This window comes from Paenarthrobacter sp. YJN-D, assembly GCF_015040335.1.
Lineage (GTDB): Bacteria > Actinomycetota > Actinomycetes > Actinomycetales > Micrococcaceae > Arthrobacter > Arthrobacter nicotinovorans.
The window spans coordinates 726,786-749,368 of record NZ_CP053549.1 but is presented as its reverse complement, the minus strand read 5'-3'; the positions used below and the strand labels follow the sequence as shown (position 1 = coordinate 749,368).

At 61.1% G+C, this 22,583-nt stretch carries 24 protein-coding genes and 1 pseudogene; 13 read left to right on the top strand and 12 right to left on the bottom strand.

Annotated features, from left to right (window positions below):
- Positions 1–51: 51 nt before the first annotated feature.
- Both HMI60_RS03505 and HMI60_RS03500 read right to left on the bottom strand, forming a co-directional pair.
- Positions 52–840: a c-type cytochrome gene (locus tag HMI60_RS03505; RefSeq protein ID WP_018777678.1), complete on the bottom strand. Its 789-nt coding sequence runs from the start codon at positions 838–840 to the stop codon at positions 52–54.
- A gap of 87 nt (positions 841–927) precedes the next feature.
- Positions 928–1,602: a heme-copper oxidase subunit III gene (locus HMI60_RS03500; protein WP_179128356.1), complete on the bottom strand. Its 675-nt coding sequence runs from the start codon at positions 1,600–1,602 to the stop codon at positions 928–930.
- Positions 1,603–1,714: 112 nt separating this feature from the next.
- On the opposite strand from HMI60_RS03500, the gene trpD reads away from it, so the two are divergent.
- Positions 1,715–2,773 (top strand): anthranilate phosphoribosyltransferase, encoded by a 1,059-nt coding sequence (gene trpD / locus HMI60_RS03495; protein WP_018777676.1) that lies wholly within the window; start codon positions 1,715–1,717, stop codon positions 2,771–2,773.
- A gap of 36 nt (positions 2,774–2,809) precedes the next feature.
- On the opposite strand, the gene HMI60_RS03490 is transcribed toward trpD, so the two are convergent.
- Positions 2,810–3,088 carry an Lrp/AsnC family transcriptional regulator gene (locus HMI60_RS03490; RefSeq protein ID WP_018777675.1) on the bottom strand — a complete coding sequence of 93 codons (279 nt, stop codon included), beginning with the start codon at positions 3,086–3,088 and terminating at the stop codon, positions 2,810–2,812.
- A gap of 72 nt (positions 3,089–3,160) precedes the next feature.
- Entirely contained in the window at positions 3,161–3,550 is a 390-nt protein-coding gene (locus HMI60_RS03485; protein WP_193590574.1) for a DUF3054 domain-containing protein, read from the bottom strand.
- Positions 3,551–3,696: 146 nt separating this feature from the next.
- Between HMI60_RS03485 and HMI60_RS03480 the strand changes: the two genes are divergently transcribed.
- The 4 genes from HMI60_RS03480 to HMI60_RS03465 all read left to right on the top strand — a co-directional run bounded on the left by HMI60_RS03480 (position 3,697) and on the right by HMI60_RS03465 (position 6,132).
- The gene (locus HMI60_RS03480) at positions 3,697–4,074 is read left to right on the top strand and encodes a VOC family protein (RefSeq protein WP_018777673.1); all 378 of its coding nucleotides are present in this window, start codon (positions 3,697–3,699) and stop codon (positions 4,072–4,074) included.
- 147 nt (positions 4,075–4,221) lie between these two features.
- The gene (locus HMI60_RS03475; RefSeq protein WP_193590573.1) at positions 4,222–4,677 is read left to right on the top strand and encodes a VOC family protein; all 456 of its coding nucleotides are present in this window, start codon (positions 4,222–4,224) and stop codon (positions 4,675–4,677) included.
- A gap of 89 nt (positions 4,678–4,766) precedes the next feature.
- Positions 4,767–5,195 carry a VOC family protein gene (locus HMI60_RS03470; RefSeq protein WP_039241316.1) on the top strand — a complete coding sequence of 143 codons (429 nt, stop codon included), beginning with the start codon at positions 4,767–4,769 and terminating at the stop codon, positions 5,193–5,195.
- A 418-nt stretch (positions 5,196–5,613) separates the two neighbouring features.
- Positions 5,614–6,132 (top strand): hypothetical protein, encoded by a 519-nt coding sequence (locus HMI60_RS03465; protein WP_227453646.1) that lies wholly within the window; start codon positions 5,614–5,616, stop codon positions 6,130–6,132.
- A gap of 364 nt (positions 6,133–6,496) precedes the next feature.
- Here HMI60_RS03465 and HMI60_RS03460 read toward each other — a convergent pair whose 3' ends face one another.
- Entirely contained in the window at positions 6,497–6,991 is a 495-nt protein-coding gene (locus HMI60_RS03460) for a hypothetical protein (RefSeq protein WP_193590571.1), read from the bottom strand.
- Between HMI60_RS03460 and HMI60_RS21245 the strand changes: the two are divergent.
- Positions 6,957–7,223: pseudogene (locus tag HMI60_RS21245) on the top strand (DUF4304 domain-containing protein); the annotation flags it as partial. The gene HMI60_RS03460 and the pseudogene HMI60_RS21245 overlap by 35 nt on opposite strands.
- Positions 7,224–7,349: 126 nt before the next feature.
- Entirely contained in the window at positions 7,350–7,589 is a 240-nt protein-coding gene (locus tag HMI60_RS20985; protein ID WP_227453742.1) for a hypothetical protein, read from the top strand.
- A gap of 79 nt (positions 7,590–7,668) precedes the next feature.
- Here the strand turns inward: HMI60_RS20985 and HMI60_RS03450 are convergent, their stop codons facing one another.
- From HMI60_RS03450 to HMI60_RS03435, 4 genes are read right to left on the bottom strand one after another with little or no spacing between them, the layout of a single operon-like run.
- A complete protein-coding gene (locus HMI60_RS03450) occupies positions 7,669–7,899 on the bottom strand; it encodes a hypothetical protein (protein ID WP_193590569.1) in 231 nt (76 codons plus the stop codon).
- A complete protein-coding gene (locus HMI60_RS03445; RefSeq protein WP_193590568.1) occupies positions 7,886–9,454 on the bottom strand; it encodes a recombinase XerD in 1,569 nt (522 codons plus the stop codon). The genes HMI60_RS03450 and HMI60_RS03445 overlap by 14 nt, the downstream gene beginning before the upstream one ends.
- The gene (locus tag HMI60_RS03440) at positions 9,444–9,782 is read right to left on the bottom strand and encodes a helix-turn-helix transcriptional regulator (RefSeq protein WP_227453645.1); all 339 of its coding nucleotides are present in this window, start codon (positions 9,780–9,782) and stop codon (positions 9,444–9,446) included. The genes HMI60_RS03445 and HMI60_RS03440 overlap by 11 nt, the downstream gene beginning before the upstream one ends.
- A complete protein-coding gene (locus tag HMI60_RS03435; protein WP_193590567.1) occupies positions 9,776–10,882 on the bottom strand; it encodes a site-specific integrase in 1,107 nt (368 codons plus the stop codon). Before HMI60_RS03435 ends, HMI60_RS03440 begins: the two co-directional genes overlap by 7 nt.
- Before the next feature lie 583 nt (positions 10,883–11,465).
- On the opposite strand from HMI60_RS03435, the gene HMI60_RS03430 reads away from it, so the two are divergent.
- Positions 11,466–12,953: a glycosyltransferase family 39 protein gene (locus tag HMI60_RS03430; RefSeq protein WP_227453644.1), complete on the top strand. Its 1,488-nt coding sequence runs from the start codon at positions 11,466–11,468 to the stop codon at positions 12,951–12,953.
- Between the two features lie 23 nt (positions 12,954–12,976).
- Here the strand turns inward: HMI60_RS03430 and HMI60_RS03425 are convergent, their stop codons facing one another.
- Positions 12,977–15,370 (bottom strand): excinuclease ABC subunit UvrA, encoded by a 2,394-nt coding sequence (locus HMI60_RS03425; protein WP_193590566.1) that lies wholly within the window; start codon positions 15,368–15,370, stop codon positions 12,977–12,979.
- Between the two features lie 131 nt (positions 15,371–15,501).
- Here HMI60_RS03425 and HMI60_RS03420 point away from each other — a divergent pair, with 131 nt between their 5' ends.
- The 3 genes from HMI60_RS03420 to HMI60_RS03410 are packed head-to-tail and all read left to right on the top strand — an operon-like array spanning position 15,502 to position 18,483.
- Positions 15,502–16,638, top strand: coding sequence for a type III polyketide synthase (locus tag HMI60_RS03420; protein ID WP_018777667.1), 1,137 nt, complete (start codon positions 15,502–15,504; stop codon positions 16,636–16,638).
- Positions 16,635–17,360 (top strand): class I SAM-dependent methyltransferase, encoded by a 726-nt coding sequence (locus HMI60_RS03415; RefSeq protein WP_110504666.1) that lies wholly within the window; start codon positions 16,635–16,637, stop codon positions 17,358–17,360. Before HMI60_RS03420 ends, HMI60_RS03415 begins: the two co-directional genes overlap by 4 nt.
- Positions 17,353–18,483, top strand: a complete 1,131-nt coding sequence (locus tag HMI60_RS03410; protein WP_193590565.1) for an NAD(P)/FAD-dependent oxidoreductase — start codon at positions 17,353–17,355, stop codon at positions 18,481–18,483. Before HMI60_RS03415 ends, HMI60_RS03410 begins: the two co-directional genes overlap by 8 nt.
- On the opposite strand, the gene HMI60_RS03405 is transcribed toward HMI60_RS03410, so the two are convergent.
- Positions 18,484–18,891: a nuclear transport factor 2 family protein gene (locus HMI60_RS03405; RefSeq protein WP_018777664.1), complete on the bottom strand. Its 408-nt coding sequence runs from the start codon at positions 18,889–18,891 to the stop codon at positions 18,484–18,486. It abuts the gene before it with no gap.
- Positions 18,892–18,942: 51 nt separating this feature from the next.
- On the opposite strand from HMI60_RS03405, the gene HMI60_RS03400 reads away from it, so the two are divergent.
- Entirely contained in the window at positions 18,943–19,617 is a 675-nt protein-coding gene (locus HMI60_RS03400; RefSeq protein WP_018777663.1) for a peptide deformylase, read from the top strand.
- Positions 19,618–19,639: 22 nt separating this feature from the next.
- Here the strand turns inward: HMI60_RS03400 and HMI60_RS03395 are convergent, their stop codons facing one another.
- Positions 19,640–21,655, bottom strand: a complete 2,016-nt coding sequence (locus tag HMI60_RS03395) for a S9 family peptidase (protein ID WP_193590564.1) — start codon at positions 21,653–21,655, stop codon at positions 19,640–19,642.
- A gap of 69 nt (positions 21,656–21,724) precedes the next feature.
- Here HMI60_RS03395 and HMI60_RS03390 point away from each other — a divergent pair, with 69 nt between their 5' ends.
- A complete protein-coding gene (locus HMI60_RS03390; protein WP_193590563.1) occupies positions 21,725–22,567 on the top strand; it encodes a methyltransferase domain-containing protein in 843 nt (280 codons plus the stop codon).
- Positions 22,568–22,583 lie beyond the last annotated feature (16 nt).

Here is a 22,583-nt window from a genome sequence, read left to right as displayed (position 1 = left end):
TTTCAGTTTCAAACTGCTGATCGTGCAGCAGAAGTTTTCGTTGCTTCGCGATCAGGACGTGCGGGACGTCAGCCAGATCGTGAATGCGATGATGACACCCAAGCCGGCAACCCACACGAACAGGCCTTCGGAGACCGGGCCGAGGGATCCAAGGTCAGCGCCACCCGGCGAACCATTGGCTTCAATGGTCTTCAGGAAGGTGATGATGTCGCGCTTGTCTTCAGGGGTGACGTTCGAGTCGTTGAACACGGGCATGTTCTGCGGGCCCGTGGCCATTGCCTCATAAATGTGCTGTGAGCTGACGCCTGCAAGAGCCGGAGCGAACTTGCCTCGTGTCAGGGCTCCACCAGCAGCAGCTGCGTTGTGGCACATGGCGCAGTTGACGCGGAAGAGTTCGCCACCCTTGGCAGCGTCTCCCTTGCCATCGAGGAGGTGTTCCTCGGGAATGGCCGGACCTGCGCCGAGGGATGCAACGTAGGCAGAGAGCTGCTTGGTCTGCTCTTCATTGAACTGGGCGGGCTTCTGCTGGGCCTGCGGGCCGTTCATCTGCATGGGCATACGACCGGTACCAACCTGGAAGTCAACCGCAGCAGCACCCACGCCGACCAGCGAGGGGCCGTCCTGGGTTCCGCTGGCACCCATGCCGTGGCAGGTGGCGCAGTTGGCGGCGAAAAGCTTGCCGCCTTCTTCTACGTCACTGGCGCTGTAGCTTGTGGTGTCGGCCTTGGCCTGGTTGACAGATGTGGCAACGGCGTACAGCCCACCAGTGAGGAGGAGGCCCATCAATAGCAGCGCTATGGCTGCCAGTGGGTGACGTCGCTTCTGCGAGAGTGCCTTCACGTGGTGGTTCCTTTATTCGATCCTGCGTCGGCTCCGTGAGCCGCTTCTTGAAATTCTGCCTCTTGTAGAAAAAGAGTCAAGCCGGGCTTACTTGAGGACGTAGATGACCAGGAAGAGGCCAATCCAAACAACGTCAACGAAGTGCCAGTAGTACGAGGTGACGATTGCCGACGTCGCTTCAAAGTGTCCGAACTTCTTGGCCGCAAACGCACGGCCGATGATGAACAGGAAAGCGATCAGGCCGCCGATGACGTGGAGGCCGTGGAAGCCCGTGGTCATGTAGAAGGCGGAGCCGTAGGCATTGGAGGACAGGGATACGTGCTCGGATACGAGCATGGCGTATTCCGTCGTCTGCCCGGCAACGAAGAAGGCACCCATGATGAAGGTGAGGGTAAACCATTCGGTCATGCCCCAGCGGGTGAACTGCAAGAGCCCGCCGGTGCGGCGGGGTTCGAGCCGCTCGGCGGCAAAGACGCCCATCTGGCAAGTAAAGGAACTTGCCACAAGGACGATGGTGTTGACGAGCGCAAACGGGAAGTTGAGCTTGGCCGTCTCCTCGGCCCACATCAGTCCTGATGTGGAGCGCAGGGTGAAGTACATGGCAAAGAGGCCGGCGAAGAACATCAACTCACTGGACAGCCAAACTACGGTTCCAACAGAAACCAAGTTAGGGCGGTTCAGCGTCGGGTGCGCCGGGGTACTGGGGGCATGGGTCGCAGATGTCACAAGGACATTATGTCTGTAAAAGTCCAGAGTTCCCAATGCAAACCACCGATTCGGGAGACTTTTTCTACAAAGACGCGAAATCGCGCGGAAAAGTTCCCGGCGTGGTTCACATTGGTCATCGGCGTGGCTGGCTCGATAGCATCAGGGAGTGACTTCTCCGGCATCGGCACCTGCAGCCAGCAATACCTGGCCAGGGCTCATCTCAGCACTGATCAACGGCGACGACCTTGCAGTGGACAACACAGCGTGGGCCATGAACACGATCATGTCCGGAGAAGCTACTCCATCGCAGATTGCAGGCTTCCTGGTGGCCTTGCGGGCCAAGGGCGAGACCGTTGAGGAGCTTGCTGGTCTGGTGGAGGCCATGGTCCAGCATGCCAATCCCATTTCGATCTCGGGTGAAAAGCTGGACATCGTTGGAACCGGCGGGGACCGCCTCAACACTGTGAATATCTCCACAATGGCGGCACTGGTGGCTGCGGGCGCCGGAGCCAAGGTTGTAAAGCACGGCAACCGGGCTGCTTCATCGACCTCGGGCTCGGCGGATGTCCTGGAGGCACTCGGTGTGCGCCTGGATCTGTCCATCGACCAGGTGGCGCGCAACGCGGAAGAGGCCGGAATCACGTTCTGCTTTGCTCAAGTCTTCCACCCCTCGTTCAGGCACACGGCAGTCCCTCGGCGGGAATTGGCCGTTCCTACGGCGTTCAACTTCCTGGGTCCCATGACCAACCCCGCACATGTCCAGGCATCTGCCGTGGGCGTGGCAAATGCGCGGATGGCGCCCCTTGTTGCCGGCGTGCTGGCCCGCCGCGGTAGCCGCGGCCTTGTCTTCCGTGGAGATGACGGGCTTGATGAACTTACGCCAACGGGGCCATCCACGGTGTGGGAGATCAGGGACGGTTCCGTGACAGAAGAGGTGTTCACACCTGCCGAGCTCGGTATCAAACCGTCCACCGTAGCGGACCTCCGTGGTGGGGACGCCACGGTGAATGCTGGCGTCGTCCGGGAAGTGCTTGACGGCAAGCCCGGTCCCGTCAGGGACGCGGTGCTCCTCAACGCAGCTGCAGGGTTGGTGGCATTCGATCTCCACGCTGACGGAAGCCTGCTGGACCGGATGCGGGCTGCCTTCGGCAGGGCAACTGAGTCGATTGATTCCGGGTTGGCTGCCGGAGTGCTGGCCAAATGGACGGCCCTCAGCCAAAGCTGATTTGGCTCACGTTCTTCCCGTGCGCAGGCTCAGTCCTTATTCGAAGCCGAGGGCAAATGCGGCGTCAAGGTCATGCTGTGAGTAGGCGCGGAACGCGATGTGCGTGGTGGTATGGACCACTGAAGGCACCTTGGACAAGCGATCTGCAATGACGTCCGCGAGATCCTCGTGCTTGGACACCCGGGCAACAGCGATGAGGTCCCATTCGCCGGTGACTGAATAGACCTCGCTGATGCCTTGGATGGCCGAGATTTGTTCGGCGGTTTCCGGGATGCGCGAGGCATCGGTCTTGATCAGGACAAAAGCGGTGATCACGTGGGGCCTTTCCGGAAAAGCATCGTTGCGGACGCTCCCCAGCCTAGTGCATGTGCTGGTTGGAGGATCGGATCAGGCTCGGCGTTGCCGGCTTGCCGACACCCGACGGACCAACGCACTCACCGCACGGAAGCCAAGCAGGAAAACACCCAGGCTGATCAGCGCAACAATGACAAACGGCAGGACGACGGTTTGTCCCGTCACGGCCCTCAACATCATGCCGACGATCACGGCCGCGAGCCACACTGCCACGCCGGATGGCCAGACGGCGAACGGCGCACGCCACACCCGCAGGACAAGCCAGCCGAGCAACGCGCCTACCAGGAACGGCCATGCTGTGATGAAGGCGCCGGAAATAATGTCTCCGCGGGCATGGGCGTCACGGCCGATCGCAGCGAACACGAGAATCAGCAGAAGATCGGCGGCCGCGGCTGTAAGCCAGGATTTCGAGGTTGAAAGCATGATCCTGACAATATCGGGGGAGGAGGGCCACCGCGAAGTTGAGCGTTCCCCGAAAGTCGGTGTGCGGTGGACACTTGCGTGTAGTGCACCGCTGAGGCGACGATGACCGGGAGGGGCCGACAGCAGCCCCCGCTCCGGGAGGTCGAATGAAACTGCTCCAGGTGGCCCAGCACGCCGGCGATCTGCAGCGGGCAGCTGCCTTCTACTCGGCACTGTTGGGCTCGGAACCGAAGGCGCTGTTCGACCCTCCCGGACTTCTGTTTTTCGATGTTGGCGGCGTGCGGCTGCTTTTGGAGGAGGCCGCGCCCTCATCCCTCTTGTATCTGGAGGTAGGTGACCTCCACGGCTTGGTGTCAGGTCTTAAGGAGCGCGGCGTCCGGGTCATATCTGAACCCCACATGATTTTCGCCCACGAAGACGACCTTTTGGGTCCTGCGGAGTCGGAGGAGTGGATGGCGTTCATCGAGGACAGCGAAGGCAATACGGTCGGGCTGGTCAGTCGGGTCAGGCCGGCGGGCGACTGACCTGGATTGGATGGTGCGCCCCCTGTTGCGACACTGTGCGTTGGGCGTGCCAGTCTCCACCCGCCGTCGGGCATTGTTTGGACGAAACGGGGCTATTAGCCTCGTGTGGGGACGATCGGTTCCCAAGACCTTTGGAAGGTTGGCAGGATGCAGAAGATTTCCACTTGTTTGTGGTTCGACGGCCAAGCGGGGGAGGCAGCGGAGTTCTACACGTCGACGTTCGCAAATGCGTCCATGGGGCAGCCAACGCCGGGTCCCGATGGCACGGTCATCATGGTCGGATTCGAAATCGGGGGCCGGGAGTTCATGGCATTGAACGGAAGGCCGGGACTTGGCTTCACCGAGGCCATCTCCTTGGTTGTGAACTGCGAAAACCAAGATGAGGTGGATCGATACTGGGACGCGCTGGTTGATGGGGGAGAGGAGGGCCGGTGCGGGTGGCTCAAAGACAAGTTCGGTGTCTCCTGGCAAATCATCCCGACCGCAATGCCCGAGTTTTTGAACGGTCAGGATGAGGCCGGATCCCGCCGTGCCATGGAGGCCATGATGACGATGGGAAAACTTGACCTGGCGGTGCTGAAAAAGGCCTACGACGGCGACTAGAAAGTTTGGGGGACAGGCGCCTCTGGGCGCTGTTAGCATTGCCGCACGGTGACGTGCGCACCCTTCATAACCATGAGGAGAACTGACTGATGACCACCCGCCTCAATCCATACATCTCGTTCCTCGACAACGCCAGGGACGCAATCAATTTCTATGAGTCTGTCTTCGGCGGCGAATTGACTCTTAGCACCTTCGGGGACTTCCAGGCCAGCCAAGACCCTGCGGAAGCCGATAAGGTCATGCACGCCCAATTGACGACGCCGAACGGCCTGACGCTGATGGCGGCAGATACGCCCAACGGCATGGAGTACAACCCGGGTAACAACATGTCTGTCTCCTTGAGTGGTGAAGCTGCGGACGAAGCGGAGCTGCGCGGCTACTGGGAGAAACTTGTCGACGGCGGCACGGTCACCGTGCCGCTCGAGAGCGCTCCGTGGGGCGACACCTTCGGCATGTGCGTGGACAGGTTTGGCATCGCATGGTTGGTCAACATCGCCGGGGAACAACAGGCCCAATAGCGCCACTCTCCATGCCCGCTACGGCCATGCCGTAGCGGGACGCGACAGGGATGCCCGTCCGGATAACCGGACGGGCATCCTTTTTGATTGCTGCTCCGGATGCGACTGACTCGCTTGTCACATAGTCAGTTGATAAAGTCACGAAAGTCGCAGGGTTGTCATAAACGAGACAACACTGTCAAGTAAATAACGGGCTAACTCCTTGTAACTGAGGCACCTGAAGCTTGTTTGGATAGTCCCGCGGTGATAGCGTTTCGCTGGCTGGACATATGGGGGATTCGGCAAGCATTTGGCTAAGACTTTTAGCGGCCCAATCATCACTTGAAATTCTTCATTAACCCAGGGGAAGCAAATGAGAAGAACTATTGCGACAATTGTGCTCGCAGGAACTGTCATGTTCGCTGGAGCCACGTCCTCCATGGCCAGTACCTACCCGGCGCCCGGCAATGAGCAGGGAACCGTTTCGGACGGCACGATCGATCGTGGTGAAACGATCACCTTTTCCGGCGGCGGATACATCCCAGGCGAGACTGTCAACGTTAGTTTCGAGAAGAGAGGTGGCCCGCGGGGGAGCGCCCCAGCCAACTTCGGCGTCATCGCCGACGGCAATGGCACCATCTCCACAAACATAACCTTCGACAACGCCGGCAATTACATGATTTCCGCCGTCGGTGCCACATCCGGCAATATTCGTTCGGCGCGCGTGGCAGTGAATAACGGCAACCACGGACGCGGAAATAATGGCAATGGCAAGGGCGGCTCTGATTTCGTTGCTGTCTCCAGTGTTACTGATGCTGGAGCGGCAGTTGGTGTGGCGGACTCGAGTGCCGACTCCGGCATGGTCATATGGGGGCTGGTTGGTGCCGGTGTGCTGGCGGCGGGCGCGGCGTCCGTGGTGGTCGTGCGTCGTCGTGCGGGTACCGGTACGACAGATTAGAAGACTTTCATAACGCGGGGTGGGTGTTCCTTGAGGGATCACCCACCCTGATCACTTTCAACATTGGAGTGAATTCCCGTTTTGATTTTTTTTGCGTTCATGCGAAGACCATCGCTGCGCATTCTTTGTTATTACTAATTTCGTCAATATAACCGGATGACTGTAGTGCCGGGCGACCCTCTGGTTTCCAAGTGGCGACTCGATGTGGCGCATCGTGGCGGTAACCGCGGAGGTGCGGCACGGGGGAAGATCGGTGTAGGCGGGGAGCGGAGAATCATCCGTCTAGCCGGGCTCTCTGAGACTTTAGTGGCGTCCCTGCGGATTGGATGTGGACGTATTCCTCGTTGTGAGGTGAACCGTTCGGCTACTTCGGTGGCCAGGGCCCGTCGAGGAGCTTCTTTGCTTCGTCGACAATCAGCTGACCTATTTGGTGTCGGTCAATGGTCCAAGATGGTGTCCAATCGTCCCACTCGCTTACTTGGCCGACGAGTGGTCTGAGTGATTCGGGATATCCGAGTTCGTCCCACCCCTCCCACCAGATGAGGCGACCCGCATACTCGGGCTTAAGGTCCCCGTCTACCAGCGCCTGGCACAGCCATCTGACCAAGTTCCAGCGTTCGGGCGCCGTCTTCGCGGGCGTTGGCGGTGCGATGTTCAACTCGTTTACGACTGCGTTGAATAGATCATGCGCGTCGCCTTCCTCCCGTCGCGTAAGGCCAGCTAGGAGCGGCAGCGATGGAGAATCTACGCCATCCAACAGAGCGTTTAGAGCTGTTGCAATCAGCACGTCGGCGCCCACAATTTCCTCGTAAAGGGCTTCCCGGATGGCAAGCACGCGGAGATCGTTTCTATGCGTCATAGGACGAGTTTCGCAGAGGGCACGACGGCGTCGATCTTCGTCAGTGCGGACGTCTCCATGCTGGAGAATATCCCATGTGGATAGAACGAAAATGGTCGAGTCGGCCTGCGCTGGCGCTTTCAAGTTGCGCGGGTTCCGGAAACGGGGTCGGAACTGGTTCCGAACGACATCAGCCGGCGAGTATCAGGTGGTTAACCTTCAAAAGTCCCCGTGGGGGAGCGGAGACTACTATCTGAACCTTGGTTGGGACCCATCGGTCCCTAGTGGGGAGTTCCGTTCAGAAAACTTCTGCCTTCTGAGCCTTCGAGCCGAATCAACTGGCGTAATCCCTACGATCGATTTTGCTCGACCTGATGGCTTGGTCGCACGAGACCTTCCGGGAACCATCCTGCTCGACGCCGAAATGGGTGGTCGCATCCCCGAGGATTCGTTCCTCAAGCAGCTCACTGACGTTGTCATCAACCCGGTCGCAGACTTTATGGACAGTACCCCGTCCGTGGTCGATCTGGTTCCGCTGCTTTCTGCCAAGCCCCAGTTCGCTTTCGTTCCCGTGCGGGAAGAACTTAGCCGCCGAGGATGTGAGCGGCCCCAGCGCTAGGACACGGCGGGATTCATGGCAACCAGAAATCGTGGTCGTCCACAACCCGATTATCGGCGAGAGCCGTGGTGCCAGAGGCCTAGACCCTCAGCAGGGGCAGCGGCACGACGTAGTATTCCTTTGCTTTCCTGTTTGTTACGAAGGTGCGGCACCGGGACTGGGCTTCCTCTTCGGAATTGAACCGTAGTGCCTGGTTTTCTCTGGGGGTCCATTCGTCGCCGGGCCGGTTGGGATGCAGGTAGTAATAGAACGTCTGTCCCGTGTCCAAGCGCACGACTATGCCCCAAGCGGCGGGTTTACGCTTTCCCATTCCGGTCCTTTCGCTTGTTGTCTCTCAGCTTTTCCGGAGTGTGGTTCGTCCGCCGGCTGACGTAGCGGGTCCATGCGTCGCCGGCGTTGTCGGCGTGGATGAATGCTACTTGGTGGCTGTAGCCCAGGGCGTCGGCGACCAGCGGTGGCGGTGTGATCGTGAGGAGCTCATCGAGGGCGGTGTTTCGGGCGCCACGCAGGTCGATGCCGAGGCTCCGGAGTCTGTCCATGATGGTGTTCGGGTGAAGGTGTTGTCCTGCCCTGGTGCCTGGGAAAAGCCATGGGCTTTGGGTGTTTGATCCGGTTCTGAGGTTGGGCCGGCTTGCCAGGTGCTGGCGGATCAAGTCTGCTACGGGGGTGGGGACGGGCACTGGGTGAAGGCCCAGGGTGATTCTTATGTTGCCGGTGGTTTCGTTGGTCTCTATGGCGTCGGTCCGGAGTCTGGCGACTTTCACGAGCGGTTGGGCGTAGAGAAGCAGAAGGGCGCCGGCGACTCGGTAGGGCAGGGATTCGCTGGTGCCGGTGAGCAGTTCCCGCAGCCAGGCCAGGCGCTGGTCCTGGGTGATTGTTGGTCGTGTTTTCGGGGTGTAGTAGCCCAGTTCGACGCGGTGGTTTGTGCCGGTGTTCTTGATGAAGACGATGAACGTGCGGATTTGTTTTCTGGTTGTGGGTCCGGCGGCGAGCCAGGCTTCGATGTCTTGCTGGGTGCAGGTCGCTCCTGTTCGTTGGTGCGTTTCCCAGAGCCAGAGAAGGAATTTGATGGTTTCGGTGATCTCTTGTTTGGCAGAGTGCACCGGGCCGCGGGCGTTCTTCTCCGGTGTTGTGGTGGTCCGGATGCGTCGGAGGTGGTGCCAGGTCGCGAAGTGCTCGACTGGTTTAGCCACCTGCTCGGGCAGGGGGTCGAGTTTGGCTTTGATCCAGGCTTCGAACCGGGCCAGGTATGGGTCCTGGTAGGGGAGCAGGCCGTGGTGGACGAGCAGGGCGCGTAGGTGGTTTGTTGCTCGTTCGGCCGTTTCGGCGTAGGTATCGAGGCCTTCGTGGGTCAGGGGTGTTGTCCCGTTGGTGAGGGATCTCAGGAGGGCTTGGACTGTGGCGGAGCGTTTCCAGGTGATGATGCTCTCGGGGCGCTCGGCTTGGCAGAGAATGTCGATAAGCCGGGCAGCTGTTGCAGGTTCAGCGGGGTTTGTGGGGAGTAGCTGGGTGAGGTCGTCGCGGAGGGCGCAGCGGGCGCAGATGCCCGTTCGGTAGAACTCGCCTTCGTGGTTGCAGCGGGTGCAGTGGAAGTCGTGGGTGATTCCGGCGCAGGGTGCGCATCGTGGTCCGCCGCTGGTTTCGGGTGGGCCTGGCAGGAGCCTCTGTTGTCCGCAGTCGGGACAGGTCCCGTGGGTTCGGGTTGCAGTGGTGAAGCAGGGGCCGCAGATTTTCCCTTCGGGCCAAGTGGCGCGTGTTCGTCCGGCGCTGCGGCTGCAGCGGGCGCAGGTGGCGGTGCCGGTGGTGCGTGGCCTGCCGCGGGTGGTGTTGCGGGCAGTCAGGCCGGTGGGTTGGTCAGTTGTCATCGTCGATGATGCGGGCCCGGCGTGGGCGGACGGTACGGTTCAGGTCGACGACGTTGGGGGAGTTGGTGCCGGTTTTGCGGGCGCGGATGTCTGCGGCTGTGACGGTGATGAGGTCCTCGGGTCCGCAGGAGAAGATGTCGCAGATCGCTGCGATGACCTGTAAGGCGACGCGTTCGGGTTTCTGGTTGACCAGCCGATAGACCTGGGGCCGTGACAAGGTGATGCCGCGTTCGGCGAGCAGGGGGATGAGGTCGGTGGTGTTGTGCAGTCCCCGTGCTGCCATGAGCTCGGCGAGCCGCCATCTGTACTGGACTTCCCGTTTCACCATTGGCCTCGCATCTGCATGCCGAGGACGTCGTTCATGGTGCCGTCCAAGGCTGCCCGGAGGGCGGTGTTGCGGAAGTCGTCGCTGACGAACTGGTAGATCCCGGTGGTGGAGGCGTGTTCGTGGCCCATTTGATATTGCACGAATCTAGAATCCCACCCATCCTCGAGCAAGTGCGTCGCATAGGAGCGTCTGAGCGAGTGAAGGTCCAGCCCGTCCATCGGCATACCCAGTTCTTTCAGGTAGCGCCGCAGCCGTCGCAGCAGGGTCGATTCGCAGATCACTCCGCCCCGCTCACTGTGAAACAGGTCGAGGGTGTCGAGGGTTCCGCGGCCGTTGGCGAGCCAGTCGTCGATGACGCCGGAGGTCCAATCGAAAACTGTCAGGACGCTGCGGGATTTGAAGGTTGAGCCCTTGAGGGACTTACCGAAACGGACTTTGCAGATTCCTGTTTTCCCGAACCTTCGTGCTTGCGGGTTGGTCGCGAAATCGACAGTTTGCAGGTGTCGCAGCTCGTTGAACCGGAGTCCGTAGGAGTACGTGACTTTCAACATCACGGAGTCTCTGTAGGCTGCTTGCCAGCCCTTCTTGCCGGAGGCGGCGATGAGTTCAACCTGGTCATCTGCGTGGTCAAATAGCCGTTGCAGCTCAGCCCTGGTGAACGGCCTCTTCGAAGGCCGGCCTTCGTACTCCTGGGTGTGGGAAGCGGTATTCCAGTCGAAGAAAACCTGGGACGGGTGGGTGCCGAAACGTTCCTCGCAGACCCGGTCCCAGCCGTAGTCGGGGTTGGACACGTAGGAGCAGAACCGGCGAAGGGAGGACTGGTAACCGCGGATGGTCGACTGCTTCAACTGGTAGATCGAGCGCAGGTCACCGAAATACTCCTCGACATGCTCCGGCCCCCAGTTCCACGGAAACTCGTTCACATGTTTCACGAACCTCTTGACGCAGGCGATGCCCTTATCGATCGTGTCGAACTGCAGGTTCCTGGAGAGCTGCTGGTTGCGCCACCCGGTGAACATGTCCTCGAGCGTCTGCTCCTCGGGATGCAACAGGCGAACAGCACTCAGCTGCAGCACACGCCCGGAACCATCGACCGCCATTATTCGCCTCCAAAATCACCCGAGAAAACATGTCCAAAACTTGAATCAATGATTCATCAACTGCATCATCAAGACAAAACCGCAGTTCAGAGGCGCTTCTTGTGTCGTCATCCACGCGCAAAGCATCACGCCAGGTCACCAAAAGGATCTCAGGGTGAGAGCACGAGATCGCCTAGATTCAGCGGAACTACGGGGTGTTTGGGCAGATCCCGGCAGGATCAGGGGATAGGGCGAATTGATTCATCTGATGAGATACGCAGAGTACTACTTTACATAATGTAGATTATCGGCGTTCTAGACTATGGAGTAGGAGTAGCTTCGAGAACTCCGACTCTGGATGATTCCTAGTGCCTGCCTGCAACACAAACCCCGTCACTGCTGCACTAACTCTTCGGCGGTATCGCTGTGGTCACGTTGAGGAGATAAGTACGGTGGAAAGACAGCTGGTCAGAGACGCTCTGCGCATCGGGGTGTTGGTTCCCAGATGACTCGAGTTCTGGAATCAGGTCCACGAAGCGAACTACGCGTTCGGCTCAGTGAATCGGTGGGTGCATTGCTTTGGCTGTTGTGGCGGCCTTCTTCCATGACGATCCTCTTGGCATTGCTGGCGGTGCTGCTTCGCGTCTACGGCGTCCAGCAAGCCAATGACCTGTTCATTGACGAAGTAACGTATGCGGAAATGGCCAGGCAGATGGCGGAGGGCCAACTTCCGTCTATTCTGGGGTCTCCTTTCTTCCTTCATCCCCCGGGGCTGTTTGCGCTCGACGGAATGGTCATTGGAGTGTTGGGGCTAGGTGGCGGCCCCATGGACCTGGCCCTGCAGTTGCGGTGGGTCAACGCAATTGTGGGCGTCATGACGGTAGCCGTCTGCGTTCTGCTGGTGCGCCGGCTCGTCGGCCTGGTACCTGCAGTTTTCGCCGGTGCGATCCTGGCAAGTGACCCGTTTGTGCTGCGGATGGACGGCCGCTTGATGATGGAGACCCCAGCGGGACTGGCCGTACTTGCAGGTTGGCTGCTTGTCCTGATGGCTCTGGGTCAAGCGCCAGGTCGCCGGCGTGTGCTGCTGGAAGTTGCCGGCGGATTCGCTTTTGGACTGGCTTTGGTGACCAAGGACATGACTGTCATGTTCACGGTGGTTCCTCTCCTGTCTGCCGTGCTGTGGCGTCAAACGCTCCGAGCAATGACCGCCATGAGGATCTTTGCCTGTGCACTGGTCCCCTACCTGGTGTATCTCTGCGTGATTGCCTCTGCAGGTTTGCTTCCTGCGTTCGTGGACCAGAAGACAGTAGGTGTCCTCAGGATTACCGGTGTTATGCAAATGACCGGCTTCAATTCAGTGACGGGCACGGACCTTACCGGACGTCTCATGGAACTCGCCGGCCGGTTTGGCACCAGTTACATACTCCTTGGACTTTCGCTGGTGTCCGGCGCACTGGCGTCCTTGTCCCGGGTCCAAATTCGCCGCATCATCGGCGTGTACTCGTTCATCAGCGGCATCGTTGGCGCATATTCCGTCTTCTTCGGGGCTGCCGAGGAGCAGTTCGGCTATTGTGTGGTGCTTGCCTCCCTGATTTCCACTCCTGTCGCCGCGACCATGGTGCTCGAACGGCGACCCGCAGCCCGAACTTTTCTCGTTACTGCCGCGGCGCTGATGAGTGTCATCAGCCTTGCCCTCGGATTGCAGGCAAGGCTGACTGTTGATGACGGGCTGGTGCGCGCACGCGACTTTCTGACCACCCGGCTGCCTTCCGACTCACAGGTGGGCCTGACCACCGTGACTGAAGAATTCGCGCTGCTGCCACACAGTAACTGGGAGGTCCTGCCTTCCTTGAAGTCGCTAAGCGACCGGGGCGCTGAATATGTCCTGACCCAGGGCAGGCAATTGCGCGAGGGGTACGGCTACGCAGCTCCTGAGCTCGTGGAGTGGCTGAAGGCAAACGCTGAACCGGTCTACTCCTTTACCGGACCCACCTCGGGCGAGACTGTTGTCTGGCGCCTTGACCGATCGAAGCTGGACGCAGCAGTCGAAGCCGGGCACACGATCCCGCCTGCGACCGGCGGCTATCCGTAGAACGCCAGGTCAAACGACAGAGGTCATGCGCCTACGTAAGCGGCCAAGTGTTTGCCGGTCAGTGTTGCTTTTCCAGCCACAAGCTCAGCCGGCGTTCCTGCGAAAACTATCCTGCCGCCGTCGTGACCCGCACCAGGGCCAAGGTCGATGATCCAGTCGGCATGAGCCATGACCGCCTGATGGTGTTCGATCACAATGACGGATTTCCCGGACTCGACCAAGCGGTCCAACATGCCCAGCAGGTTTTGGACATCCGCCAGGTGCAAACCCGTGGTGGGCTCGTCGAGGATGTAGATGTCGCCCTTCTCGGACATCTGCGTGGCCAGTTTGAGCCGTTGCCGCTCACCACCTGACAACGTGGTCAATGGCTGGCCCAAGGTCAGATAGCCAAGCCCGACATCGGCGAGCCGGTCCAGGATCTTGTGGGCCGCAGGCGTCCGCGCTTCCCCCTCGCTGAAGAAGCCCTCAGCCTCGTTGACCGACATTGCAAGCACTTCTGCAATATTGCGCTCCCCCAGCTTGTACTCAAGAACGGAGGCCTGAAAGCGCTTTCCTTCACATTCCTCACAAGTCGATTCGACTGTCGCCATGACGCCGAGATCCGTATAGATGACGCCGGCGCCATTGCACGTTGGGCAGGCGCCCTCGGAGTTCGAACTGAAGAGGGCCGGCTTCACGCCGTTGGCCTTGGCAAAGGCCTTGCGGATGGGTTCGAGCAGGCCGGTGTAGGTCGCAGGATTGCTCCTTCGGGATCCTCGGATGGCACCTTGATCGATGACCAGTACGCCATCGCGCTTGGCCACCGATCCGTGGATCAGTGAACTCTTTCCGGATCCCGCAACCCCGGTCAGGACGCACAGGACACCAAGGGGAATATCCGCGTCCACGCTCTGAAGGTTGTTGGTTGAAGCGCCGCGGACTTCCAATTGTCCTTTGGCCTTACGGAACGTGGCCTTTATGGAGGCGCGGTCGTCAAGATGCCTCCCGGTAGTGGTGTCACTCCCCCGCAGCCCGTCCAGGTCGCCCTCGTAGCAGACCGTGCCGCCGCCGGTACCAGCCCCCGGACCAAGGTCGATGATGTGGTCCGCGATGGCGATGCTTTCCGGCTTGTGTTCGACCACCAGTACGGTGTTGCCCTTGTCCCGCAGTTGGAGCAGCAACTGGTTCATCCGCTCAATGTCGTGGGGGTGTAGTCCGATGGTTGGCTCGTCGAACACATAAGTGATGTCGGTCAGGGACGAACCCAGATGCCGGATCATCTTGGTGCGCTGGGCCTCACCCCCGGACAGGGTGCCGGCCGGCCGGTCCAGCGAAAGGTAACCCAGGCCGATGTCCGCGAAGGAGTCAAGGAGGTGCTGCAGTCCCTTGAGCAGGGGCGCGACTGAGGGCTCATCGAGCTGGCGGATCCACTCAGCGAGATCGGTGATCTGCATTGTGCACACGTCAGCGATGCTCTTGCCTTTGATCTTGGAAGACCTGGCCTCCGGACTCAGCCTGGTGCCCTCGCACTCAGGACAGGTGGTGAACGTGATGGCCCTCTCCACAAAGGCGCGGACGTGGGGCTGCAGAGCGTCAACGTCCTTGGAAAGCATCGACTTTTGGATCTTCGGGATCACGCCCTCGTAGGTGAGGTTGATTCCTTCCACCTTGACCTTGGTGGGCTCCCGGTAGAGAAGGTCGTGGAGTTCCTTTTTGGTGAATTTGGCGATCGGCTTGTCCATGTTGAAGTAGCCTGTACCGCTGAAGATGCGTCCGTACCAGCCGTCCATGCTGTAGCCGGGAATCGTGAGCGCGCCTTCGCTGAGCGATTTGCTCTCATCGTAAAGAGCAGTGAGGTCGAAGTCGTTGACCGAGCCCATGCCTTCGCAGCGTGAGCACATTCCACCGAGGCGGTTGAAGGAGGCTTTCTCCGTTTTGGTCTTGCCCTCGCCGCGATCCACAGTGATCGCCCCGCTCGCCTTTACCGTGGGGACATTGAAGGAATACGCGTTGGGAGATCCAATGTGGGGCTGTCCGAGGCGGCTGAAGAGAATGCGGAGCATGGCGTTGGCATCTGTGGCCGTGCCCACCGTTGAACGGGGGTTGGAGCCCATTCTCTCCTGGTCCACGATGATCGCCGTCGTCAGTCCTTCAAGCACGTCCACATCAGGTCGTGCCAAAGACGGCATGAAGCCCTGGACAAACGCGCTGTAGGTTTCATTGATCATGCGCTGCGATTCTGCAGCAATGGTGGCGAAAACCAGGGAGCTCTTGCCGGATCCCGAGACGCCGGTAAACACCGTCAGCCGTCGCTTCGGAATTTCGACGCTGACATCCTTCAGGTTGTTTTCGCGGGCGCCCTGGACCCTGATGAGGTCGTGGGTATCGGCAATGTTCATCGCGGGAGATTGCGTGTCCGAACCGGCAGCAATAGTCATGGTTTCTCCGTCCGTTGGGCGACACTGTCCAACAGTCCCCCGTCGGCGTCGCCTGGCTCTCCTTGACCGACCTCGGTCAATACGATTGATTCTGCCATTGTCTTCCCGGCTTTACTCACTAAGAATGAAGCATGCCGGTATACATGAGGTCCCTCGAAACCGCAGTTCCCCCTACGATTCTGGTCCAGGAGCAGGCGCGCGAGGTGTTTGCCGCCCAGCCGGGCCTGACGCGGCTGGGTACCCGGCTTGTCACCACATGCTTTGATTCGGCCGCTATCGACACCCGTTTCACCGCCGTTGAGGAGTTGAGCCTCGATGCCAACCCCGAAAATCCGAAGTTCTTCGATCCTGAAACCAACAGGGTCCTGAGCCCCAGCACCAAGGTCCGCAACGAAATCTTCGCCACCGAAGCAACCAAGCTGTTCGTCGAGGCCGGCAAGACAGCGGTCGCGCAGGCCCAGGGCATCGATCTGGATGACATCACGCACGTGATCACCGTGTCCTGTACCGGCTTCTTCAACCCTGGACCCGACTACAAGGTGGTCAGGGCGCTGGGCCTGAATCCGGCAGTTCAGCGCTACCACCTGGGCTTTATGGGCTGTTATGCCGCATTCCCCGCCATGAAGGCGGCAAAGCAGTTCTGCCTTGCTGACCCGGAGGCGGTTGTCCTGGTGATCTGTGTTGAACTCTGCTCGCTCCATGTCAGGACATCGAACGACCCGGACACCATCATGGGTTCGGCCATCTTCGGCGATGGCGCGGCAGCGGCGGTCATTTCCGCCAGGGAGCCGGAGGGCGAAGAGCCAGTGATCCGGCTGGACCACTTCGAAACGGTTCTGACGCCGGTCGGTGAGGAAGCCATGGCATGGAACATCGGAGACGAAGGTTTTGAGATGGTCCTGGGCTCCTATGTGCCCCACATCATCGAAGAACACATCACCGGCGCGCTGGAGCCCTTGCTGGCCAAGGAACCGGAACTGGCCGGTTCGCCCTACAGGGACATCACCCACTGGGCCATCCATCCCGGCGGGCGCAGCATCCTTGACAAGGTCGAGTCCAAACTGGAATTGACGCAAGAACAGTTGGTACCTGCACGGGAGACTCTCAGGGAATACGGCAACATGAGCAGTGCCACAGTGTTGTTCGTCCTGAAGTACATGATGGGACAGGCGGCCAGCCAACGCGAGGAGCGGATCTGCTCCATGGCGTTCGGCCCCGGCCTCACGGTGGAGACGGGCCTCTTCACGCTGGTCTCCCCCGCTCTGTGAGTCCCTGGGGGTCCCTCAGGGAAAGGGACCTGGACAGCATTGAGGACATGGACAGGCCGGACTGCGATCCGCTGCTGCTCAGCCGAACCTATGCCAGGTTTCCCGTCATCAACAGGCTGCTTTCAGGATGGCGCCGGACGTACAAGCGCCGCATCCGTCCGCTGCTGGCGGAGACGGGTCATGCATCCTTGCTGGACATAGGAAGCGGCAGCGGTGACGTGGCCCGCAGTCTGGCGCGATGGGCGCGCCAGGATGGATTCACGCTGGACGTGACTGCCGTCGATCCGGATCAACGGGCCCATGCTTTTGCGACGCACTTACCCGGGGACGAAAGGGTTACATATCGTCTGGCCCACAGTTCCGAGCTGGTTGCGGAGGGGCTGGCATTCGATGTCGTGATCTCCAACCACATCCTTCACCACCTGGATGCCCGGCAGTTCGCCGCGGTCCTGCACGATTCGGAACTGCTGTGCACGCGACTGGCGCTGCACAACGATCTGCAACGAAGCAACGTCGCCTACGTTTTGTTCCTGGCCGGATTTTGGCCTCTGGGCTGGGGCTCGTACATCGTCAGGGACGGCTTGCTGTCCATCAGGCGGAGCTACACGATGGCTGAATTGCAATCCGCCATCCCGCCCGCATGGACAGTCGAAAGCAACGGACCATGGCACAATATGCTGGTCCACCAGCACCAAGGATCGGGGAACCGCAACCGTGCTTGATGTGGTGATTGTCGGAGCGGGTCCGGTGGGCTTGTTTATGGGCCTGCGGCTGCTCCGGAGCGGCCACAGGATCCGTATCCTGGAACGCAGGAGTGCCGGAAGCGCACGTTCCCGCGCCATCGGGATCCATCCTCCGGCCCTGGCAGCGTTGGAGCGCGCGGGAGTCTCCGGGCAGCTGATGCAGGCCGGGGTCAGGATCAAACGGGGCGTTGCCTACAGCCGGGGTCGTAAAGTTGCCGAACTTCCCTTCACCGGGGACTCCGCGTTTCCTTTCATTCTGGCCGTTCCGCAGGCGACCACGGAGAAGGTGCTGGAGGATGCGGTGCTGGCAGCCGACCCGGCAGCGATCGTCCGAGGCATCGACGTCCGGGAAACCCGCGACGACGGAATTGCTGTTCGCGTCCTGGCCCACCCGACGCCGGGGAGCCGGGAGTACCGGGCCCGGCTGGTGATTGCTGCTGACGGCGCGCATTCATCACTCCGACGGCGTCTTGTCCCGGACATCGCACCACGGACTTATCCGGACTCGTACCTTATGGGAGACTTCCCTGACGCCACTGGGCATGGTGCTGATGCGGTGCTGTATCTCGAGCCGGAAGGGATCGTTGAATCATTCCCCCTGCCGGCAGGTGTCCGCAGATGGGTGGTGAGGCTCGGTGCGCCGGCAACGGATGCGACGGCGGCCGGGCTGGCTCGGTTGGTCGAAGCCAGGACGGGTGAGGTGCTGGAGGTAGCCGGCAATACGATGCTCAGCGCTTTTGACGTCCAGTCGCGCTTGGTCCGTCAGATGGTGCACGGGCGGGTGGTCCTCCTTGGAGACGCCGCCCACGAAATCAGCCCCATCGGCGGCCAGGGCATGAACCTAGGGTGGCTGGATGCTGCGGCCTTGGCTCCCATCGTCGATGCCGCATTGGCCGGAAACGGTGTCGGGAAGGCGCTGCAGGTCTTCGAAGGGGTCCGGAGGAAAGCCGCGGTCCGGGCGTCGCGGCAGGCCGGGCTCAACATGGCCTTGGGCCGGCCACTGCCACCAGCTGCCATGGCGGCGAGGAACAGGGTGTTTGCGGGTCTTTTGGAGATGCCCGGCGTGGCCGCGGTGGTGGAGCGGCGCTTCACCATGCGGTAACTATTCCGGTGCCGTGTAGTAGCAGTCGTAGGTGTCTTGGCTGATGATCAGGCCATCCCGTAGCTGGAAGATGGCCGTGCTCCTGGCGCGGATGGTGTCGCCGCGGTCCCAGTGCGGGAGATCCAGGAGCAGCGTTGCCGACCAATTCATCTCAAGGACGACACGGTCTTCCTCAGTGGTGGTGCGGACAATCTCGAAGCGCTGGTCCGCCACGATGTCCTGGCTGTGGTCAGCGCCGGAGAGGGTTTCCGCAAGGTTCCGTGTGGAACCTGTCTTGGACAGCGCGTGGGGCCATTCGGTGAGCTTGAAGTCCTCAGCCAGGAAAGGCCGCAACGCAGCTGAGCCACCGCCGGCTTCAACTGTTCGGACGAACCCGAGCACGTGTTCCAAAGGCGTGGGATTGGTCATTCTTCGAGCCTAGCCCACTGACAAAGACACCCACGGATATAGGCTCGTTCCATGACGCATCAACCCCATCCCGGAGCTTCAAGCCCCGCTGCAGATTTCAATCCCCTCCAGATCCGGGATGCCGTCCGACGGTTGCTCGATAGTGAGGAACTCCCCGCCATCGTCCAGGCGGGGCACCCGGTGTTGCGTCAGCATGCCGCGCCGTACGACGGCCAGCTCGACGACGTCGAACTGCTGGCGTTCATTGACCGGATGCGCGATGCCATGCATGCAGCCCCAGGGGTCGGCCTCGCCGCGCCCCAGGTGGGCATCCCTTTGCAGTTGGCGGTCCTGGAGGACAAATACGAGATTGATCCGGTGTCCGCCTCCGTGCGGCACAGGGAACCGCTGGAGTTCTTCGCCATTGTCAACCCGAAGTACCGTCCGTTGGGCACGGAAACCTCGGCATTTTACGAGGGATGCCTCTCAGTCCAGGGCTACCAGGCGGTTGTGGACCGACACAGCAATGTTGAGTTGTCCTTTGTGACCCCCGCCGGCGAGCCTGTGGAGGAATGGTTCTCCGGATGGCAGGCCCGCATTGTGCAGCACGAGACCGACCACCTTCATGGCGTCCTCTACCTGGACCGTGCCGAGATCCGCTCCCTGGCCAGCAACGCCGAACACACCGCGCGTTGGGCCTCGCCCGACATTGATGAGGCACGCCGGTCGCTCGGCTTCCTTCCCTGAAGCCTGGCGCCCCGCCGGTTCCCTACTCCGCAGCTTTGTTTCCGGCGGTCGGGAGGTACTTGGCCCACCAGCTGAGGATGTGCTCAAAGCGTTGTCGGCGGTGGTGCGGTGTACCCGAACGGGACAACTCGTGGTCCTCACCCGGAAAGACCAGCAGGGCGGTCTCAACCCCTTGCGCCTTCAACTGTGCATAGTAGCGCTGGCCTTGTTCGATAGGGCAGCGAAGGTCATTTTCGCTGTGCACCACCAGCGTCGGTGTTTGCACATCCGCGATGAAGGCCATGGGACTTTGGGCCAGCATCTGCTCCATTGACCCCCCGGTGTATTCCCTGCCAAAGAACCAACCAATGTCCGAAGAACCCGCAAAGCTGACCGGGTCCAGGAAACCCCGCTCCACGATCGCAGCCTTGAAGCGATGATGATGCGCGATGATCCACGCAGTCAGGTAACCGCCGTAGGAGCCGCCCATGATGCCCACATTCCCGGGGTCCAGGGATTTCCGCGATGCCAGGGCAGCGTCGAGGAAGGCCATCACATCCTGCATGTCCAGGGTGCCCATGCGCCCCTTGATGGCTCGCCCGTGCTCCTGGCCATAGCCGGACGACCCGCGGGGATTGCACATCACCACCGCGTATCCGGCCGCGGCATAAACCTGGGCCTCGTCGAAGAGCGCTCCCGTGTACTGGGCGAACGGTCCGCCGTGGATGTTCAGAAGGACCGGATGCGGTCCCGGGCCCTCCGGTATGACGAGCCAACCGTGGACAGCATGTCCGTCGCTGGATTCAGCCTCGAAATCCAGGGGCTCAATGACCGTGGAGTTGTTCCGAAGGGCTCCTGAGAAATCCGTCAGGAGGCGAAGCTCACCACGCTCCAGCGTTGCGACATCTCCAGCAGTGGACGCGTCGGAGAGGCTTACCGCGATTTCTCCGTTTGCGGCAACTGAAGCCCCGATGACAACCCGGGCGCCGTGCACCAGCGGGGTGATGTCGCCGTTCGCGATGACTTCAAGGAGTTCAACGCTGCCCAAAGCCGTGTTGAGGACCAGGACACGGTCCGGTCCGCTTGGTTCCAGGGGCCCGGAAACATCCAGGTGCTCCACATCAGTCAGGGCTACAGCCTCTCCCCCGGCCGACGGCATCACATAGAGCACGGAGTTCCGCGCCACAAAGTCCCGGCCGGTATCACCCAGTTCCTGGGCGATGTAGAACAACCACTTGCCGTCCGCGGAGGGGCGCACATCGGTGACGGTCTGCGGTGTCCGGTTGGCGGGTTCGACGACGACCGGCTCGCCGCCGGCAGCATCAACCCTGTAAACAGAGGTGACCAGATCGTCGTCGTGTCCTTCATGCAGTGCCGCTACGAAGTAGAGCCGGCCACCGTCCGCAGAAAACGCCGGCGATGTGTGGTCGGCGTCCCCAAAAGTGAGCTGCAGGGCGGCGGGCAGGCCGGGCAGCTCCAGAGTTGGCTGCTCGTGGGCCGCCCTGCCGCGCGGAAGGACTGCAGGTTCGCCGCCCAATTCGGGGACCTCGACGACAAACAGCTGTTGGCGCTGGTCGGCGGTGTATCCAACACCGTTCATCATGTAATGGTTTGCGGTGATGAGGCGGGCATCTTCGGCACCAGGGGCCACGTCGGCGACCGTTCCGTAGCGTCCCCGTTCGGGGACCCGCGCCAGGAAGGCGATTCGGTGCGAATCCGGCGCCCAAACGAAGCTGTCAACCCCCGCAGCTTGGTTCGTGATCCGCTGTGGTTCCCCGCCGGCCGATTCCACCACGAACAGCTGGGGTTTACCGCCGGGGTCGCTGCGCAGGAAGGCCAGGACCAGCCCATCCGGTGAGAATGACGGTGCAGTGTCGCGGAACCCCCGGGTGATGCGGCGCGGGTACTTGGCGTTGTCCAAAGGCACTGACCAAAGCTGGCCTACATAAGTGTCAGCGTCAAAATCCGGCCTCGTGACGGACACCACCGCCTTGGTCCCGTCGGGGTGGATCGCAGGGGCGGACACGGAGTTCAACAGGGGCAGCTGCTCGGGTTTCACGTTGGTGAGCCTAGCCCGGCGCCTCGTCCCGCGGCTCCAGACACTCCGTCCCACCGTAGGATTGAAGCCATGTTGTCCGACGCCGTCCCCGCCTTGCGCTGTCCCGTGTGCCAAGGACTTTTCGAGTTAAGGGAAGGTCGGCCGGCCACGCTTGCCTGCCGGAACGGACACCTGTTCGATGCCGCCAAGCAGGGCTACTTCAATTTCCTGACCGGGAAAGGCACCGTCTTCGAAGCCGATACGGCGGAGATGGTCGCTGCCAGGTTCCGGTTCCTGGAAGGCGGGCACTATGCGGGTCTGGCCACGGCGTTGGCCGGCATGGCGGCTGAGGCGCTTCAGGGGCCGGAGACACTGGTTCTCGACGCCGGAACGGGCACCGGACACTACTTGCGCAGCGTTATTGAAGCGACAGGCGCAACCGCCGTCGGCATGGATATTTCCAAATTCGCGCTTCGTCGTGCAGCCCGCCTCAACCCGCAAGCGGCCAATGTTGTATGGGACATCTGGCGTCCATTGCCCATGGCGGACAACTCGGTGGACGTGGTGACGGTTGTGTTCGCCCCGCGGAACCCTTCGGAGTTCGCGCGGGTGCTTCGGCCCGGAGGAAGCCTCCTGGTGGTGACTCCACGGCCCGGCCACCTGCAGGAGATCGCAGCCAGGACGGGAATGCTCAGCATCGAAGAAGGCAAGGAGGAACGGCTGGCGGAGTCGATGAGCGGGTATTTCGATTCTTCCGCGAGCCACTGCCTTGACTTGCCCTTGGTGCTGGATGGAAACGAGGTAGCCGACCTCGCCTTCATGGGCCCTGCCGGCCACCATTTGCAGCAGGAACAGTTGTCAGGGCTTGCAGCTTCCGAGGAGCCGGTGCCCGCCACCGCGAAGTTCCGGATCAGCGTGTTCACTGCGTCCTGACGCCCGACGACACGTC

What these genes read in the sequence shown, in the direction of transcription:
- HMI60_RS03445 (WP_193590568.1), bottom strand. Translation starts at nt 9,454, where the DNA reads ATGACAACTGACCAACCCACCGGCCTGACTGCCCGCAACACCACCCGC.
- HMI60_RS03450 (WP_193590569.1), bottom strand. Translation starts at nt 7,899, where the DNA reads ATGGGAAAGCGTAAACCCGCCGCTTGGGGCATAGTCGTGCGCTTGGAC.
- HMI60_RS03460 (WP_193590571.1), bottom strand. Translation starts at nt 6,991, where the DNA reads ATGACGCATAGAAACGATCTCCGCGTGCTTGCCATCCGGGAAGCCCTT.
- HMI60_RS03400 (WP_018777663.1), top strand. Translation starts at nt 18,943, where the DNA reads ATGACGCATCAACCCCATCCCGGAGCTTCAAGCCCCGCTGCAGATTTC.
- HMI60_RS03465 (WP_227453646.1), top strand. Translation starts at nt 5,614, where the DNA reads ATGGCCAGTACCTACCCGGCGCCCGGCAATGAGCAGGGAACCGTTTCG.
- HMI60_RS03475 (WP_193590573.1), top strand. Translation starts at nt 4,222, where the DNA reads ATGCAGAAGATTTCCACTTGTTTGTGGTTCGACGGCCAAGCGGGGGAG.
- HMI60_RS03470 (WP_039241316.1), top strand. Translation starts at nt 4,767, where the DNA reads ATGACCACCCGCCTCAATCCATACATCTCGTTCCTCGACAACGCCAGG.
- HMI60_RS03440 (WP_227453645.1), bottom strand. Translation starts at nt 9,782, where the DNA reads ATGGTGAAACGGGAAGTCCAGTACAGATGGCGGCTCGCCGAGCTCATG.
- HMI60_RS03405 (WP_018777664.1), bottom strand. Translation starts at nt 18,891, where the DNA reads ATGACCAATCCCACGCCTTTGGAACACGTGCTCGGGTTCGTCCGAACA.
- HMI60_RS03420 (WP_018777667.1), top strand. Translation starts at nt 15,502, where the DNA reads ATGCCGGTATACATGAGGTCCCTCGAAACCGCAGTTCCCCCTACGATT.
- HMI60_RS03485 (WP_193590574.1), bottom strand. Translation starts at nt 3,550, where the DNA reads ATGCTTTCAACCTCGAAATCCTGGCTTACAGCCGCGGCCGCCGATCTT.
- HMI60_RS03435 (WP_193590567.1), bottom strand. Translation starts at nt 10,882, where the DNA reads ATGGCGGTCGATGGTTCCGGGCGTGTGCTGCAGCTGAGTGCTGTTCGC.
- HMI60_RS03430 (WP_227453644.1), top strand. Translation starts at nt 11,466, where the DNA reads ATGACGATCCTCTTGGCATTGCTGGCGGTGCTGCTTCGCGTCTACGGC.
- HMI60_RS03390 (WP_193590563.1), top strand. Translation starts at nt 21,725, where the DNA reads ATGTTGTCCGACGCCGTCCCCGCCTTGCGCTGTCCCGTGTGCCAAGGA.
- HMI60_RS03480 (WP_018777673.1), top strand. Translation starts at nt 3,697, where the DNA reads ATGAAACTGCTCCAGGTGGCCCAGCACGCCGGCGATCTGCAGCGGGCA.
- HMI60_RS03425 (WP_193590566.1), bottom strand. Translation starts at nt 15,370, where the DNA reads ATGACTATTGCTGCCGGTTCGGACACGCAATCTCCCGCGATGAACATT.